General features: G+C 71.6%; 9 protein-coding genes. 1 reads left to right on the top strand and 8 read right to left on the bottom strand.

Annotated features, from left to right (window positions below; translation table 11 throughout):
- Window positions 1–101: 101 nt before the first annotated feature.
- The 6 genes from CES90_RS41190 to CES90_RS41165 form a co-directional block, all read right to left on the bottom strand.
- Entirely contained in the window at window positions 102–1,346 is a 1,245-nt protein-coding gene (locus tag CES90_RS41190; protein WP_268257075.1) for an FxsB family cyclophane-forming radical SAM/SPASM peptide maturase, read from the bottom strand.
- Window positions 1,347–1,351: 5 nt separating this feature from the next.
- Window positions 1,352–1,534: an FxSxx-COOH cyclophane-containing RiPP peptide gene (gene fxsA, locus CES90_RS41185; RefSeq protein ID WP_189788147.1), complete on the bottom strand. Its 183-nt coding sequence runs from the start codon at window positions 1,532–1,534 to the stop codon at window positions 1,352–1,354.
- Between the two features lie 245 nt (window positions 1,535–1,779).
- Window positions 1,780–2,691 (bottom strand): YceI family protein, encoded by a 912-nt coding sequence (locus CES90_RS41180; protein WP_189788148.1) that lies wholly within the window; start codon window positions 2,689–2,691, stop codon window positions 1,780–1,782.
- Between the two features lie 114 nt (window positions 2,692–2,805).
- Window positions 2,806–3,873 carry a maleylacetate reductase gene (locus tag CES90_RS41175; protein WP_189788167.1) on the bottom strand — a complete coding sequence of 356 codons (1,068 nt, stop codon included), beginning with the start codon at window positions 3,871–3,873 and terminating at the stop codon, window positions 2,806–2,808.
- Window positions 3,873–4,781 (bottom strand): dioxygenase family protein, encoded by a 909-nt coding sequence (locus tag CES90_RS41170; RefSeq protein WP_189788149.1) that lies wholly within the window; start codon window positions 4,779–4,781, stop codon window positions 3,873–3,875. Before CES90_RS41170 ends, CES90_RS41175 begins: the two co-directional genes overlap by 1 nt.
- A gap of 13 nt (window positions 4,782–4,794) precedes the next feature.
- On the bottom strand, window positions 4,795–6,579 hold the full coding sequence (locus CES90_RS41165) for an FAD-dependent oxidoreductase (RefSeq protein ID WP_269801977.1): 1,785 nt from the start codon (window positions 6,577–6,579) through the stop codon (window positions 4,795–4,797).
- Between the two features lie 177 nt (window positions 6,580–6,756).
- Here CES90_RS41165 and CES90_RS41160 point away from each other — a divergent pair, with 177 nt between their 5' ends.
- Window positions 6,757–8,670 (top strand): helix-turn-helix domain-containing protein, encoded by a 1,914-nt coding sequence (locus CES90_RS41160; protein WP_189788151.1) that lies wholly within the window; start codon window positions 6,757–6,759, stop codon window positions 8,668–8,670.
- Window positions 8,671–9,225: 555 nt separating this feature from the next.
- Here CES90_RS41160 and CES90_RS41155 read toward each other — a convergent pair.
- Window positions 9,226–10,035, bottom strand: a complete 810-nt coding sequence (locus CES90_RS41155) for an SDR family oxidoreductase (protein WP_189788152.1) — start codon at window positions 10,033–10,035, stop codon at window positions 9,226–9,228.
- Window positions 10,036–10,143: 108 nt separating this feature from the next.
- The gene (locus tag CES90_RS41150; RefSeq protein ID WP_189788153.1) at window positions 10,144–17,487 is read right to left on the bottom strand and encodes a type I polyketide synthase; all 7,344 of its coding nucleotides are present in this window, start codon (window positions 17,485–17,487) and stop codon (window positions 10,144–10,146) included.
- Window positions 17,488–17,895: the final 408 nt, after the last annotated feature.

Below are 17,895 nucleotides of genomic sequence, written 5' to 3'. Positions count from 1 at the left end.
TCCATGCTTCCCCCGATCTCCACGCCCAACTCCTGTTCACCGTGTGCTTGTTCATGGGGTGCCGCATTGGCCATGCCCCCGCCCCCGAGTCGCACCCCGGCTCAGGACGGAGCTGACGGATGGTGCGGCCCGAGTGCCTCCGGCGTTCCGTCGGGGTGCGCCAGCGCCGTGCTGAGCCGGGAGCGGACGTGGGTGATGAAGTCGGCGAGATCACGGCAGTAGACCGAGGGATTGGCGAAGCCCTCGGTGTGGTGATGGCGGTGCGTGTAGAGGCCACCGCCACAGACCTGTACGAGGGCGCATGCGCGGCAGACCTTGCCGAGGCCGAGGAGCCCGGCCTGTCGGCGCCGTACGGTCTCGGTGGTCAGCGCGTCCGAGAAGGAGTGCCGGAATATGTCCAAACCCGTTTCGGGTGCCCCCTCCGCCACGACCTTCAGTGAGTCGGAGTGCTGCATGGTCCCGTCGGCATCGACGACGACGAGATCCACCGGAGCGAGCCCGAACGCCTCGGTGTGCACGGCGCCCCCGAGCACTCCTGAGATGATCTCCTCGAACATCCGCACCCGGGTCTCCTTGCGCGGCGCGTCGAACCACCGGTCGAACGCGGCGGCCAGCCACTGGGCGTACGGTGTCGGCTCGTCCGGTGGCCCGTCGGCCGGGGGCCGCGCCGGAGGAACCTCGCGGTGTCCGAGGCCCGGTGGCGGATACTCCCAAGTGCCGTGCGGCAGAAGGAAGTCGACGCGGGGTGCGCTGAACTCCAGCAGTGCCTCGTAGGTCTCGACGGGGTCGTTGGCAAGGTCCACGGTGCACAGCAGCCCGACAAACAGTTCCCTGTGGCGAGGGTTGTTCAGCAGCCGCAGCGCCCCGGCCACACGTGCGTGGCTGGGGCGGCCGTTGGCGAATCTCCGGTGCCGGTCGTGGGCCACGGGGGAACCGTCCAGGCTGACCGCCACGCCGACCCGATGGCGGAGCAGCAGTTCGAGGAAGTCGTGGTCGAGGAGGGTGCCGTTCGACTGGAGCGAGCAGCGCACCTCCACTTCCGGGGCGAGGCGCTCGGCGAGGACGGTGAGCAGTTCGCCGAGGTGCGCCTTGCCGACCAGCAGGGGTTCACCCCCGTGGAGGATGATCCGCACCATGGGGAGCCGGTGCTCACGGGCGTGTTCGGCGATGCGGTCCACGGCCTGCCGCACGGTGTCGAGAGCCATCACTCCGGGGCGTCTGCGCCAGCTCTGGTCGGCGGCGAAGTACACATAGCAGTAGTCACAGGACAAATTGCATAAACTATGTATTTTCAGAAGGAATTGCCGGAAAGGGACTTGAGGTAAGCCCCCGGCCCCGGCTTCCACCGTGATCACAGCGCGCTGTTGAAGACGATGCCCGTCGTCCTGGACGAGCCGTCTTGCTCCTGGAGGTGGCGTCGCACGGCATGACCCAGCACCGTGTCCTTCCCTGCCACCGCGTCCAGCAGAGCTGGCGATATCTCGGAGATATCGACCAGCCGCATGCTGTTGTGGCTGTTCTGAGGCGCGTCCATGCCTTGCTGCCTCCCTGAGAGCCGCTGAGTGCGGAGAAGAAGCTGTCCCGCCCAGATACATTCCCTGTCCATGCTCTGTCAGTGCTCTTCGCATGTCCACAAGACAGTTGGCCTCATGTGGGCCCCTACACATGACGGGAACGCCGGGCGCTCTCCCCTCCTTCTTCGCCGGTCTGGCCGGATCATGTGGGCGACCGCCCCGAAATGAACAGGACCTGAACGGATATCGACCGGCCCCTGTGCTTCTAGTCCGGCGGAGTCGGGGTGTCGTGGGTGCGGTACATCGCCTGGACGTCCAGTTCCAGCTGGATGGTGGGGCCGACGACGGCGATGCCGCGCGCCAGCATCGAGCGCCAGTTGAGTGTGTAGTCCTCGCGGTGCAGTTCCGACTTGGCGAGGGCCGCGCAGCGCAACTCCTCGCCGTAGCCGCCGTTGACCGTGCCCAGGTAGGTCGTGTCCAGGGCCACCGACCGGCTCACGCCGTGCATGGTCAGGCTGCCCAGCAGGGTCCACTTGCTGCCGCCGCGGTAGGCGAAGCGGTGGCTGGTGAAGTCGATGTACGGGAAGCGTTCGACGTCCAGGAAGTCGGCGGAACGCAGGTGCGTGTCGCGGGTGTTGTTGCCCGTGGTGATGCTGGACGCGTCGATGCGGACATGGACGCGGGACTGGGACATGTCGTGCTCGACGCGCAGGCCGCCCTCGAAGCGTTCGAAACGGCCGTGCACATGGGCCATGCCGACATGCTTGGCGATGAAGCGGATCGCCGTGTGCGGCGGGTCGAAGAGCCAGGTTCCGGGAGTCGGGAGTTCGAGCTGCCGGGCCGACTGGAGCCACACGCGCTCGGGGGCCAGGCCGGCGTCCGCGACGACGGCTATGGTCTCGCGGTGGGGTTCCAGCCCCTCGGCCACGATCAGCAGGCTGTAGTCGCCGGGCGGCATGACGGCCATGAAGAAGCCGTACGGGTCGGTCGTACCGCGTGCGGTGACCCGGTGGGTACGGATCTCCGTCACCGTCACCTCGGCCCCGCCCATGGGCTCGTTCACGGGGTCCAGGACCTCGCGGACGACGACACCCGCGCCGGCCGGGACCGGGAACACGGGTCCCGCGCCGCCTCCGGAGGCCCTCGTGAATCGCCGCCGGAGCAGTCCGAGGGGCATGCTGTTCACCTTTCGGTTCTCGTCGTTCGGTATCGGTGATCGACGTCGGTTTCGGGAAGTCGGTTTCGGGAAGTCGGTTTCGGGAAGTCGGTTTTCGGAAGCCGGTTCTCGGAGTCAGGGCGTTCGTGAGGGCCGGTCGCCCTCGTACGCGGACTTCAGTACGCCCAGTACGCCCTCCACCGTGACGTCGCGCGGGTTGGCGTACGCCTGCCCGGTGGTCTGCGCCGCGGCCAGGGCCAAGTCGCCCTCCTTCAGGCCGAGTTCGGCGAGGGAGCGGGGCGCGCCGAGGCGGCCGGACAGCTCCCACAGGGCGTACGGGGCGTCGTCGGTGTCCAGGGCCCGGCCGAGCGCCTCGATGGCCTCGGGCGCGGCGGGCGCGTTGAAGGCCAGGGCGTACGGGAGGACCACCGTGTGGGTCTCGGCGTGCGGCAGGCCGAAGGTGCCGCCGAGCACGTGGCACAGCTTGTGGTGCAGACCCATGGTCGTCGCGCCGAGCGCGGCACCGCACAGCCAGGCCCCGTACAGGGCACGGCCGCGGGCGTCCAGGTCCTCGGGATCGTCCGCGAGCGTGGGCAGGACGCCCGCCATCGCCCGTACGCCCTCCTCCGCCATCAGCGACACCAGCGGCGTGCCGTCCGGCGCGTACAAGGCCTCCGCCGCGTGCGCGACCCCGTTGATGCCGCTGGTCACGGACAGGGCGACGGGGAGCGAGAGGGTGAGGTCGGGGTCGTAGACGACGCTGCGGGGCAGAACCGACGGGTCACGGCCGGTGCGCTTGACGCCGTGCTCGGTCAGGCCCCAGACAGGGGTCATCTCCGAGCCGGAGTACGTCGTCGGTACGGCGATGAGCGGCAGCCCGGTGCGCAGGGCGATGGCCTTGCCGAGGCCGATCGCCGATCCCCCGCCGACCGCGACGCACCCGTCGGCGCCGGCGGCCCGTGCTGCCTCCACCGCGCGATCGGCGACCTCGACGGGCACATGCATACGGGCCTCGGCGTGCAGTCCGACGCAGGTGTCGCCGAGGGAGTCGGCGACGGCTCGGGCCGGTTCCGTACCTCGCGGGCCGCACACCACCAACAGCCGTCGCAGGCCGAGCAGTTCGGCCTCGCCCGCCACCGCGGTGACCGAGGCGCCGGATCGCAGGACGACCCGCATGGGCTGGGTCTCGTGGATGAACTCCATCACGGCCGCTCCGAGTCGAGCGTGTTCGGGTCGAGTGTGTTCGGGTCGAGTGTGTTCAGTACGAGGTCGAAGCGCGCGTGCCGGAACGGGTTCGGGATGCCGAACTCCCGTGCCAGCACGGGGTCGTCGGTCTCGGTGAAGTCCTGGACGAGGCTCTTCTTGACGGCGAACACCGCGTCCGAGTCGAGGTGGTCACTGCCCGCCACGAAGATGTGCGTGGTGACCGGCGCATGCCCCTCGGCCGAGACTATGAAGTGGATGTGGGCGGGACGGTAGGACTCCCGGGCCGTCGCCCGGAGGAGGTCCCCGACAGGGCCGTCCGTGGGAATCGGGTACGGGCTCGGTACGCAGGTGCGGAACCAGAATCGGCCCTCGTCGTCCGCCGTGAACAGCCCGCGCCCGTTGCCCGCCGGCTGGACCTCCGGCTGCTGGACGTCGTAGTAGCCCTCCGCGTTCGCCTGCCAGACATCGAGGACCGCGCCGGGCAGCGGGGTGCCGTCCCGGGACAGTACACGCCCGCTGACCACGCACGGCTCGCCGCTGCCGACCAGGTCGATGTCCGCGCCGAGCGCGCGGGCCGGGGACTCGGTCATGTGGAACGGGCCGAGCACCGTCGACTCCGTCGCGTCCCCGCCCCGGTCGCCGTTGATCGTCTCCACGAGCATCGACACCCCGAGCACGTCCGACAGCAGGACGAACTCCTGCCGGGTGTCCGTGCAGGTCTGCCCGGTCGCCGTCAGGAAGTCGATGGCCCGCTCCCACTCCGCCATGGTCGGCTCGGTCTCGCGGACAAACGCGTGGAGGTGCCGGGTGAGGGAGCCGAGCAGCTCCCGCAGCCGGGGGTCGGGCGTGCCCTCGAAGCTGTCGACGACCGCCTCGGTGAGGTCGGTGGTGATTTCGGTGGTCATGCCACGCTCCTACCTACGGCTGGTTCCGCGGCTCTTCCTGTCCGTCATGCCCGAGGATCCGTCGCACCGCCTCGGTCAGCAACCCCGCGGCGTCCGTACCGGCTGGCGCCGCCGTCGCGTGCCGGAAGGCGACATACCCGTCCGGGCGGACGAGCAGGGCTCCTCCGTCGGCGATGTCACTGATCCGCGCCCAGTCCCCGTACGGGTCCTCGTAATGCCGGCCGGGTCCGATGACGACGGTGGTGATCTCCAGGTCCTGGGCCTCGGCCGCCCGCACCCAGTCCGTCCCACCGATTCCGGTGATCAGGGTGAAGCGGCCCTTTCCGACGGTGTCCAGCGTGGACAGGGTGCGCGTGCCGGAGGTGATCCAGGCGTGCGGGAGCTTGGCGCCGGGGCGGGAGCTGGGCTGGTGGTACAGCTCGGGGTCGCGGTCGAAGCCGGGGTCGGCCGTGCCGTCCGGGACGATGGCGGCGGAGGTGTAGCGCTGGTTGAGGTCGACGCCGTGCGCGTTGAACTCGTACACCTTGAACGCGATCGCCTCACGCAGCCTCGCCCGCTGCTTCTGGGCCGCCTCGGTGTCCTCCTTGCGGGCGGCGATGTTGGCCCACAGCTGCTCGGGGGTCTGCGGGGAGAGCCCGTCCAACGCCTCGAAGATGGGGGCGGTCTCGCCGATGGACTTGTTGGCCCGGGTGACGATCTGCCGGCCGATCGGGGCGCGCTCGGCGGTGTAGGTGTCCAGCAGCTTCGGGGAGGCCGTGCCGTCGAGGACGAGCTTGAGCTTCCAGGCCAGGTTGTAGGAGTCCTGGATGGAGGTGTTGGAGCCGAGGCCGTTGGACGGCGGGTGGCGGTGCGTGGCGTCCCCGGCGCAGAAGACACGGCCATGGGAGTACGTCTCCGCGTACATCTCGTTGACGGTCCAGGCCGAGGACGACTTGATGGTCACCGGGATCTCGTCGTCGCCGATCAGCTTGCGGACGACCGACTCGGCGTACTCGGTGGTCAGGTCGGGGGCGCCCGCGGTGACGTCGTACCCCCAGACGATCAGCCACTCGTTCCAGGGCCGCACACAGCGCACGAGGCCGGCACCGATGCCGCCGACGGTGGCGCCGGGGGCGAGCACCCAGTAGAGGGTGGACGGCCGGTGCGCGGTGTACTTGCTCAGGTCGGCGTCGAAGACGATGTTGATGCTGCCGGCCACGCCCATCTGGCCGCCCATCGGCAGTCCGGCGTCCTCGGCGACCTGGGAGCGGCCGCCGTCGGCGCCGATGAGGTACTTGGCGCGGATGGTGTACTCGTCGCCGCGCAGCCGGTCCTCGACGGTGACCGTCACCCCGTCGGCGTCCTGGACGAAGGACTTGTAGACGGTACTGAAGCGCAGGTTCGTGCCGCGCGCGACCGCCGCGTCGACGAGCACCGGCTCCATGAGGTGCTGGGGCATGTCGCACATGCGGGTGGGGCTGGCGAGTTCGTGCGCGGCCTGGACGAGCGGGTCGTTGCCCCAGGAGCGGACCCGGCCGAGTTCCTCACCGGCGAGGCTGGTGCAGAAGGTCGTGTCGCCCATCAGATGCTGCGGCGTGGCCTTCGCGACGACCTCGTCCTCGACTCCGAGGTCGCGCAGCACCTCCATGGTGCGCTGGTTGGTGACGTGCGCCCGGGGTGTGTCGGCGAGGCTCGCGTAGCGGGTGACGACGATGTTCGGTACGCCGTAGGTGCTGAGCGCGAGCGCGGCGGAGGCGCCCGCGGGGCCACTGCCCACGATGAGTACGTCGGTCACGACATCGGGCTCGACGGTGTGCACGGGGGACGCTCCAGGGAATGAGAACAGGCACCGACCGTCCAAGATCATGAGGGGTGGCGAGGGAGCGTGGGTGTCTCAATTCGAGACACTGTGGGGTACGGTGCCGCCGCGTACAGGACTACGGTTCCCGGGGGCGTTGTTGTTCATTCAGCTTGAACCGGTACGGTGAGGGGCGCCGTGACAACCGCAGAACATCACCCCGTCCGCCCCACCCCCTCCCTCATCTCGCTGCGCAGGGCCCGTGAGCTGTTTCTGAGGGGGCATCGACTCCCGGACGACGTACCGGAAGAGGTCGTCGCCGCGTGGAAGCGTGCCCGGTTCTTCGGCGTGCGGCACACCGCGCCGCATGTCGTACGGCAATCCCCGCGCCCTGCGGACTCCGCCCTGTTGGCGGCGGCCCTGCCCGTGCTCGAACGGCTCGCTCCGACCCTCGGCGCCGAGGGGACGGCGCTCGTACTCACCGACGAGCGGCTACGGGTGCTGTGGGCGGCCGGGAGCGCGCCCGACGACGCCACTTGCCGGCTGGACCTCTCCGAGCAGGTGGTCGGGCCCAACAGCGCGGCCCTTGCCCTGCGCACCCGCCGCCGGGCCGAGGTGCACGGGCCGGAGCACTTCCTCGATCTCTGGCAGGACGTCTCGGCGGTCAGTGTGCCGGTACTGGCACCGGAGACCGGACGGACGCTGGGGACGGTGACGGTCGCCTCCGGGCTCTGCGTCGAGTGCCGGCCTCATCCGGGGGCCTCTCTCGCCGAGGCCGCGGCTTTCGCCGTCGAGGCGGAGCTCGCCGCACGGTCACGAACGGCGGAACGCGCGCTGCTCGACGCGTACTCACGGGCCGTACGGGACCAGGGCGCCCTCGAGGGCCAGACCCCCGGGACCCGGGGGCGCGCGGTCGTCGCCCTCGACGGACGCAATCGGCTCGTGAGCGAGGCCGCGGGGCGGCTGCTGTCGGGGGAGGCGTTGGAGGTGCTGGAGCGGGGCGCGCTCGCGTTGCTGGAGGGCGCCGGTGACAAGGTGCCGCCTCCCCGGAGCGGCGCGTCGGCGGACTCGTATCGCGTGCGGCTACCGGACGGCGCGGGGTGCTTCGCGACCGTCACCGCTGTACCGCATCTGGGTTCCGTCGTGGGTGTGGTCGCCGTGCTGGAGCCGGTGGCGCGGAGCGCCGTCACGTCTTTCACATCTGGCACGTCTGGCATCACGTCTGGCATCACGTCTGGCACATCTGGCACGTCTGGCACGTCTGGCACGTCGGCCGAGCCTGGCGCCGAGGCGCCTGACGAACGGGATGTCGCAACGTCGCCCGGACCGGAGGTAGTCGCACTGGCCGGGCGTTCCGTCCCCTGGCGGCATGCGGTCGGGCGTGCGAGGGAGTTGGCCCGCACGTCCGAGCCGTTGCTGCTCGTCGGCGAACGTGGCAGCGGGAAGACCGCGCTCGCGCGGGAACTGGCCGCGAACCCGTTGATCGTGGACGCGGCGATGGAGGGTGAAGTCCGCCCGGCGCTCGACGCGTTGACGGGCGGTCGGCCCCTCCTCGTCCGGCACGCCGAGCGCCTCGCGCAGCCCGACGTGGCCGCCCTCAACTCGCTCATCGACCCACATCCCGGCGCACCCCTGCTGGTCACCTACACCCCCGGAGCGCCTCCGGGCCCATGCCTCCAGCGCCTCCTGGACACCCTGGCCGCACGCTCGGTCACCCTGCCCGCGCTGCGTGAACGGACCGAGGACATCAGGGAGTTGCTCACCGCCCTGGCCCCCAGCCCCGCCCCGGGACAGCCCCCGCTGACCTGGACACTGGACGCGCTGCGCGCCCTGGAACGCCACCCGTGGCCCGGCAACGTCACCGAACTCCTCCACGTGGTAAGGGCGTTGGCCGAGCACCGTCGCACGACGGGCCCCGTCCGGCGCGCCGAACTGCCGGACCTCGTACGCGAAGGTCCCGCTCCCCGGCGGCTCAGCCCGATGGAGCACGCCGAGCGCGCGGCGATCCTGGACGCCCTCCACCGCCACGGCGGCAACAAGGCCCGCACAGCCGCGGCCCTGGGCATCGCCCGCGCCACGCTGTACCGGAAGCTGCGGGGCTATCGGGACTGAGCGTCGGGCGCCGACCGGTGGCCGAGGTGCACGGGCGGGATTATGCGAGCCGTGTGTCAACACCCAGCACGTTCGCCACCGCGCACACCGCGTGGTCCCCAGCTGGTCCCCGGAGAGCCGCTCGGAACGAGCGGATTGTCGTAGTCAAGTTCGATCTTGCCGAAGGCTGTGCCCGGGATCGGCCTGTAGGTACGCAGCCGCGCCGTGTTGATCACTTCCACGCCACCGACCGCGAGGTGATCCGCGAGCGCCTGCACACCTCCGACTGGAGAGCGCCCGGCCCACAACCAGCGGCGCCATCAGCTTACGGCGGCCCGATGGCAGAAAAGGATGTGCACATATCGGCGGCGTGATCGCCTGTTGGAGGGTGCGGATCTGCCCCAGATCCAGGGTCGGCGCGCGCGTTCGCTGCCTGCGGGGATTCGGGTCGTCGGCGTACCCCAGGCCCGCTGCCCGCCGACGCGGTCTCCCGCCGTAGGACGGCAGTGGTCGGCGGGATGCGGGGGGCGGGATGCGGGGGGCGGCTGGGGCGAGGGGCAGCCGCCCGGCACGGCGTCAGGCGTGACCTGTGGCTGCGGCGAGGGCCGGGATGTCGTCCTCGTAGGTCAGGTAGCGGCCGGTGAGTGGGTCGGCGTCGCCTCGGATCAGGCGCAGCAGGTTGACGACGGCCTCGTCGAGCGGGACGTAGCGGCCGGCCTCGCGCTGTGCGTCGAGCCAGGACGAGAGGCGGCGTTGCCAGGGGTTGTCGCTGTCCCGGGTCTCGGGTGCGGGTGCTCCGAGGCCGACGTTCACGATCCCGGGGTGGTAGCTGAACGCGGTGATCCCGTGCGGCAGCAGTTCGATGGCGAGGTTCTCGGTGAGCTTGTTCACCGCCGCCTTCGAGACGGAGTAGGCGCTGACGTGCGGCCAGCGGGTGTGCCCCGCGTGGCTGGAGATCGTGACGACCCGCCCGTGGCCGCGCTCGATCATGCCGGGCAGCACCGCCCGGCAGGCGGCCAGTGGGCCCTCCAGGTTGACCTCCAGGGTGTTCCGCCACTCGGCCGGGGAGTTCTCCCAGGCCGGCCCGACCGGTCCGGACACACCGGCGTTGTTGACCAGGACGTCGATCCCGCCGAGCCGTTCGGTGGCCAGTTTGACGGCCGCGGCCAGTTCGGCGTCGTTGGTGACATCGGCAACGGCCGTGACGACCTCGGGGGGCCCGTCGAGCCCGGCGGCGGCGCCGGGCAGTGAGTCGGCGGTCCGCGTGGTAAGCACAAGGTGCGCGCCGGCCGCGTGCACGGCCTCGGCGAGGGCCCGGCCGAGCCCGCCGGCCGCCCCGGTCACCAGGACCCGCAGGCCGCTCAGGTCCATCGTGTCTTGAGACATCACAACCTCCATGGAGAGTTTCTGGGGTTTTGCCGAGGCATCGCCGACAGGTCGGTGGGGTGGCGGGTGCGGCCCCGCGTCTGGGGACCGCACCCGTCGCCCCTGCCTTCAGGCGCCCGGCTCCGCCGGGGTGGTCAGCACCTGGTGGAGGTGATCGGCCAGGGCCTGCGGCGCGGGGTGGTCGAACACCAGCCTGGCGGGCAGCCGCAGACCGGTCAGGGCGCTCAGCCGGTTGCGCAGTTCGACCGCGGTCAGCGAGTCCAGACCGATGTCGTGCAGGCTCCGGTCCGGGGACACAGCCTCGGCGTCCTGGTGGCCGAGGAGTTCGGCGGCGGCCGCGCGCACTGCGGCCAGCAGCCGTTCGGCCCGCTCTGCGGGGGGCAGGTCGCGCAGGTGTACGGCTGGTGCGGAGGGGGCCGGTCCGGCGGGTACGAGGCCGCGCAGCAGCGGGGGCGCCCCGCGGGTGCGCAGCTTGGCGACGTCGAACCTGGCGAGCGTGAGGACCGCGTCGTCCTGCCGCAGCGCCTCGTCGAACAGGGCCAGCGCGAAATCGGTGGGCATGGGCAGGGTGTCGTCGGGAGAGCCGCCGTCCCGGACGGTCTCCCGCAGCACCTCGGTCATACCGGAGATCTCCTCCCACATGCTCCACGCCTGGGACTGCGCGGGCAGCCCATCGGCCCTGCGGTGCTCGGCGAAGGCGTCCAAGAACGCGTTCGCGGCGGCGTAGTTGCCCTGCCCCGCACTGCCGAGCACCCCGGCCACCGAGGAGAACAGCACGAAGGCGGCCAGGTCGGTGCCCTTGGTCAGCTCGTGCAGATTCAGCGCGCCGTCGACCTTGGGGCGCAGCACCCGCTCCAGCTGCTCGGCGGTCAGCCCGGTCACCACGCCGTCCGCGAGCACCCCGGCCGCGTGCACGACCCCGACCAGCGGGTGCCGGGCGGGCACCTGGTCGAGGGCGGCGGCGAGGCTGTCCCGGTCGGCGACATCGCAGGCGGCGACAGTGACCTCGGCGCCCAACCCGGTCAGTTCGGTGAGCAGAGGGCCGGCGTCCCGTGCTCCCCCGCGGCTGGTGAGCAGGAGGCTGCGGACGCCGTACTCGGTCACCAGGTGCCGTGCGAGCAGCGAGCCGAGGGTGCCGGTGCCGCCGGTGATCAGTACGGTGCCGCCGGTGAGGTCCGGCCGGGCGTTCCGCCCCGGGGTGACCCGGGCCAGTTCCGGTGCCTGGAGCCGTCCGCCGCTGAGGCGTACATGGGGCCGTCCAGCGGCGACCACGTCGGCCAGTCGTGCCGAGGAGCGGAGGTCCTCGTCCGTCTCGACCAGCAGGAACCGTCCGGGGTGCTCGGACTGCGCCGACCTGACCAGGCCGCGCGCCGCCGCGTGGGCCAGGTCGTCACCGCGGGTCAGTACGACGAGCGGGACGTCGGCCGGGCGGTCGGCCTCCAGCCAGTGCCGCAGGTGTGACAGCGTGTCGAGTGTCGCCGCCCGTACGTCGTCGAGTGGCGGGGTGCACAGGACCGCGTCGGCGTCGGCGAGTTCGACCGGGTCGAGGGGCACACCGAGGTGGTCGGTCCCCAGCAGGGCCCATTTCGGCGCGGGTGCCGCCACCGGGTCGGAAAGTTCGGTCCATCGTGTCCGGTACACCGAATCCGTCGGCACCGCGCCCGTCAGCTCGCGCAGGGCCACCGTACGGATGCCGAGGGTTCCCCGGAAGAACGGTTCGCCGTCGGTGGTGGCGATGGTGACGGTGACCTCGTCCCGACCGGCCGGTGCCAGGTGGGCGTAGGCGTGGGGGGCTTGGCGGTCGCCGACCCACACGTCGTGCCAGACGAAGGGCAGTCCGACGTGGCCGTCGGGGCGCTCTTCGGTGAGGGCGAGGGCGTGCAGGGCAGCGTCGGCGAGGACGGGGTGGAGTCCGGGGCCGGCGAAGCCGCCGGGTGCCTCGTCGGGCAACCGTAGTTCGGCGAACAGTTCTCCGCCGCGCCGCCACAGCCGGCGTACGGCCCTGAACGCGGGACCGAACTCGTAGCCGCGTTCGGCGAGCGAGGTGTAGTCGAAGGGGATCTCCTCGGCGTCGGGCAGAGGCAGGGGGGCGGTGAACGCCCCGGCCGGAGGCGGTACGTCGGCGAGCACTCCGGCCGGGAGCGGTGCCCCGGCGGATGCGGCGTCCTGGAGGGTTCCCTGGGCGTGGCGTCGCCACGGGCTGCCGGGCCGTTCGGGCCTGCTGAACACCTCGATCGTGCGCCGGGCCGGGTCCGCCACGACCTGAAGCTCCGCCGTGCCCTGTTGGGACAGGGCCAAGGGCGCCTCGATGACCAGTTCGCCGATGCCGGTGCCTCCGCCACGCTCGGTTTCGCTCGCGCGGGCCGCCCCGGAGGTGCCGTGTGCGGCGCGCAGGGCGAGGTCGAGCAGGGCGGTGCCGGCCAGGATGCAGGTGCCGTTCACCGCGTGGTCGGCCAGCCACGGCTGCTCGGTCGGCGCGACACGGCCGGCGGCCACCAGCTCACCGCTGCGGGCGGACTCGACGAACGTGCCGAGCAACGGGTGGCCGGTGCTCGCCCTGGCCGAGGTGGTCGTGGTGAGCCAGAACCGCCGCCGCTGAAACGGTGTGGTCGGCAGGGGTGCCGACCTCCCGGTGCCGGTGACGAGGCGCACGCCGTCCCTCCCCCGCGTGTACAGCCGTGCGGCGGAGGTCAGGAACCGTTCGAGACCACCGTCGTCGCGGCGCAGGGTTCCGGTGACCACTCCGGTCGTGCCGCTCTCCTCCAGCGTCTGTTCGATCTCGGAGGTCAGCACCGGGTGCGAGCTGGACTCCACGAAGACCCGGAACCCCTGGTCGACGAGTCGCTCGACGGCCGAGTGGAACCGCACGGGCTGCCGGAGGTTGCGATACCAGTACGCGCCGGTCAGCGTGGAGTCGCCGACCCAGTCCAGGTCCACCGTGGAGTACATGGGCACCGACGGCTTGCTGGTGCGCACCTCCCCCAGCCGGGCCGTCAGCTCCTCGTGCAGTACCTCCACCCTCGGGCAGTGCGAGGCGTAGCCGACACGGATGCGGCGGGCGTGCACGCCGTCCAGGGCGCACTCGGCGAGCAGCCCGTCGATCGCCAGGTCGTCACCGGCGACCACGGTGGTGGACGGGCCGTTGAACGCGGCGATCCAGAGCTGGTCGGGCCAGCGCTCCAGCAGCCAGTCCAGCTGTGCGCGCGACGCGGTCACCGACGCCATGCCGGCGCCGACCCCGAGCTCGGCGATGACCTGGCTGCGCACCGCGACGATGCGGGCGGCCTCCTCCAGCGACAGCGCGCCCGCGACGCACGCGGCGGCGATCTCGCCCTGGGAGTGACCGAGCACCGCGTCCGGTTCGACGCCACGGGAGCGCCACAGGGCGGCCAGCGACACCATCACCGCGAACAGCGCGGGCTGCACGACGTCCACCCGCCGCAGACGGTCGGCGCCGCCGGCCAGCACCTCGGTGAGCGACCAGTCCACGTGGGGTGCGAGCGCCCGTTCACAGGCGGAGAGGGATGCGGCGAACACCGGTTCGCTCATCAGGCCGGTTGCCATGCCCACCCACTGTGTGCCCTGCCCCGGGAAGACGAACGCCGTCTTCCCCTCCACGTCGGCCGCTCCGAAGACCACGTTCCGCGCCGGCTTCCCCTCGGCGACGGCCCGTACCCCGGCCAGCAGCTCTTCGCGGTCGCCGCCGACCACGACGGCGCGGTGGGCGAAGTGGCCGCGGGACACCACGAGCGAGTGCGCGAGGTCCACCGGCGCGACATCCCCGGCCACGGGGAACAGTCGGGCCGCCCAGTCTCGTAGCCGCTCGGGAGTCCTGCCGGACAACGTCCAGGCGACGACGGCCGGCTCATCGGCGGGCGTCGGCGCGGGTGTCTGCGGTGGTGCCTCCAGGATCAGGTGCGCGTTGGTGCCGCTGACCCCGAAGGAGGAGACGGCCGCGCGCGCCGGCCGGTCCCGCTCGGACCACGGCATGCTCTCGGTGAGCAGCCGGACGTCTCCCGACGCCCAGTCGACGTGCGGCGACGGCTCGTCCACATGCAGGGTCTTGGGCAGAGTGCGGTGCCGCATGGCCTGTACGACCTTGATCACACCGCCCACCCCCGCAGCAGCCTGGGCGTGCCCGATGTTGGACTTCAGCGAGCCCAGCCACAGCGGGGTGTCGCGGTCCTGCCCGTAGGTGGCCAGCAGCGCGCCGGCCTCGATCGGATCGCCGAGCCGGGTGCCGGTGCCATGTGCCTCGACGACGTCCACGTCGGCCGGTGTCAGACCGGCGTCCCGCAGGGCGAGCCGTATCACCTCCTGCTGGGCCGCCCCGCTCGGCGCCGTCAGGCCGTTGGAGGCGCCGTCCTGGTTCACCGCGGAACCCCGGATCACGGCCAGCACCGGGTGCCCGGCGCGGCGGGCGCTGGACAGTCGTTCGAGGACCACCATCCCGACGCCCTCCGCCCAGCCGGTGCCGTCCGCCGCCGCGGCGAACGCCTTGCACCGGCCGTCCTCGGCCAGCGCGCCCTGCCTGCTGAACTCCACGAACGACCGGGGTGTCGCCATGACGGTCACACCACCGGCCAGCGCGAGGTCGCACTCGCCCCGGCGGATCGACTGCGCCGCGAGGTGGATGGCCACCAGTGACGAGGAGCATGCGGTGTCGAGGGTGAGCGCGGGACCGTGCAGCCCCAGCACATAGGCGATCCGCCCGGAAGCGACGCTGCCGGCCGTGGCCGTGCTGATGTAGCCCTCCAGTTCGCGGGGTACCCGGTCCATGTCGGTGACGTAGTCCTGGTCCATCAGTCCTGTGTACACGCCGACCCGGGCACCGCGCAGGGACGTCGGGTCGATGCCGGCGTGCTCCAGCGCTTCCCAGGAGGTCTCCAGCAGCAGCCGGTGCTGCGGGTCCATCGCCAGCGCCTCACGCGGCGAGATCCCAAAGAACTCGGGGTCGAAGTCGGCCACCTCACGGAGGAACCCGCCCCACCGGGTGTGAGAGGTGCCACTGCGCTCGGGGTCGGGATCGAACAACCGGTCGAGGTCCCAGCCCCGGTCCTCGGGAAACTCGGAGGCGACGTGGACCTCGTCAGCCACCAGCTGCCACAGCTCGTCGGGGGAAGTGACCCCGCCGGGGTAGCGGCAGCCGATACCCACGAGTACCACGGGATCGTCGTCGGTTCCGGTCGATGCGGCAGTCGTGGCCTGTGGCTCGGGTGACCCGGTGCGTTCGGGTGCACCGGTGAACTCGCCTTGCAGATACCCGGCGATCGCCCGTACCGAGGGATGGTCGAACGCGAGCGTCGTGGGCAGGCGCAGCCCTGTGGCGGCGGCGATCCGGTCCCGCAGCCGGACCGCGCCCACCGAGGTGAGCCCGTACTCACGCAGGGCCCGGTCCGGCTCGATAGCACCGGTGTTGCCGAGCACCTCGGTGACCTCGCCCACGACAAGGTCGACGAGTGTCCTGAGCAGGTCGGTCCCGGTGAGCCCGGACAGGTCCGCTCTGGCCGGCAGCCGGTCCGCTCCGGCGGCCGGCACCGACCGCACGGCCGCGACCAGCGTGCTGCCCGGCCGGCTCAACGCGACGTCCACGGCGTTGCGGATCCGGTGGTCGGTCAGTCCTTCCGCCAGCACGAGGGTGGTGGGCGCGGACTCGTCGACGGCGATCGTCACGGTGGAGCCGGTGACGGTGACCGTGACGCCGTGCTCCGTGCCGTTCCGCCCCACACGCCGGGCCTCGTGACCGGCCACGAGGTGGTGGGCGATCCGGTCCGCGAGTTCCCCGGCGTCTCCCGCCAGGGCCACGTCGCGGCCGGCGAGCGGACTGACCGCGGGCAGTTCGGTAGCCGGGAGCGGGGCCGGCTCACCGTCGGCTCCTATCAGGTGCAGGCCGTCGTGGTAGCCGGTGACCGCGAGCAGCCGGCCGGGCAGCTCGGCCAGCGGCTCGCGCGCGACCTTGCCCGTGGCCGTCCTCGGCAGCGCGGCCACGGCGCGGACCTCCACCGGCACCTTGAAGTAGGCGAGTTCCCTGCGGCACCGTGCGAACAGCTCCGCGCAGTCGACACCGTCGGGGCCGGGCACCGCCAGCGCCACCGGGACCTCGCCGAGTTCCTCGTCCGCTCGTCCCGTCACAGCGGCGTCGCGCACACCGGGCACCCGGGCGAGCACGGCCTCGATCTCGCTGGGGTGCACATTCTCCCCGCCCCGGATGATCACGTCGTTGCGCCGGCCGGTGATGAAGAGGTAGCCGGCGTCGTTGCGGCGGGCGAGGTCGCCAGTGCGGTACCAGCCGTCGCGGAGCGCCTGTGCGGTGGCCTCCGGCTGGTTGTGGTAGCCCAGCATGACGCTCGGGCCGCTGACCCAGATCTCGCCGACCTCGCCAGTCGGCACGTCCACACCGGTGTCCGGGTCCACCACGCGCAGGCCCAGTCCGGGCACCGGCAGACCGCACGAACCGGGCACCCGCTCACCGCCCGGCCGCATGGTGGCCATCGGCCCGCTCATCTCGGTGCAGCCGTAGTTGTCGGTGAGCGGGATACCGAGGGCGGCCTCGCACGACTCGGCGAACGCGGCCGAGGTGACCGCACCCGCGACGATGGCCACGCGCAGCGCGGGCAGCGTGAGTTCTTCCGTCGCGGCGGCCTGGAGCAGGTTGTGGTACACCGTCGGCACGCCGACCAGGAAGGTGTAGGGCCGGGAGTTCAGTTCGCGGAGCACCTCGGCGGCGGAGAAGCCAGGGATCAGATGCGCCGTGGCGCCGACCGCGGTCACGGCCATCACGCACAGGTTGTAGCCGAAGGTGTGGAACAGGGGTAGCGGCCACAGCAGCGTGTCCGCCTCGGACAGTCCGATCATCGGGGCGTAGCAGCTGGCGGCATTCCACAACACGGCGCGCAGCGCGACCAGCACGCCTTTGGGGCGGCCCGTTGTTCCCGAGGTGTAGAGCAGGTAAGCCGGTTCGTCCAGACCGAGGTCGTCGCGGGCCGGGACGGCCGGTTCGCGGGTGACCAGGTCCTCGTACGACACCGCGTCCGGGTGGCCGCCGACCACGACGAGATGCCGTGGTCCGGCCGGCAGCAGCGCACGGACCTGGTCGGCGTGCGCGGTGTCGGTAATCACCGCCTGGGCGTCGCTGTCAGTGAGCACGTGCAGGAGTTCCGCGTCGGAGGAGTGCGGGTTGACCGGCACGCCGACGCAGCCGGCGCGGTTGACGCCAAGGTAGCTCTCCACCATCTCCACGCGGTTGCCCAGCAGGAGCACCACCCGCGCGCCCCGGGGCAGGCCGAGTGCGACCAGGTGGCCGCCGAGCCAGGCCGTACGCCGTTCCAGTTCCGTGTAGGTCACGGCCCGCCGGTCGTCGGAGTACGCGACCTTGGTCCCGCGCAGCGCGGCGTGCGTGCGCAGCAGTTCGGGCAACGGGCGGATCAGATCGGCACGGTGTGTCGCGGACATGCCTGTCTCTTCTCGCGAGGTGCTAATGAGAGGGCTCCTATCACTGACTCGGCCGCGGCGAGAACAGCGCCTGAGCCGACGAACTCGACCGTGTCGGCGAAGAGACGAGCTCCTCCACCGCGGCACGGCTCGTCCGGACGAAGGAGAGCGGGCCGGTCCCGGCCGTCACGGTGTGACACGGCGTGCTCATCCGCTTGGCCGGCCTGGACCAACAGGGGACCGGCTGCTGTCCTTGCCGAGCACGGAAAGGGGGGCACAGATCTCATACCGCATCAGATCTCTTACCCTCCTCGGACGGAGAACGTGGTACCGGACTGTCGCTAGGAGATGGTCTGGAACGTTCTTATGTCACCCCTCCGTGCCGCGTGGCGGCACAGCGGAGGTGGGGCGTGGGCGGGTAGGAGAAAA

The sequence above is a fragment of the Streptomyces capitiformicae genome, from assembly GCF_002214185.1.
Taxonomy (GTDB): Bacteria; Actinomycetota; Actinomycetes; order Streptomycetales; family Streptomycetaceae; genus Streptomyces; species Streptomyces capitiformicae.
This window is presented reverse-complemented; position numbering and strand designations above follow the sequence as displayed.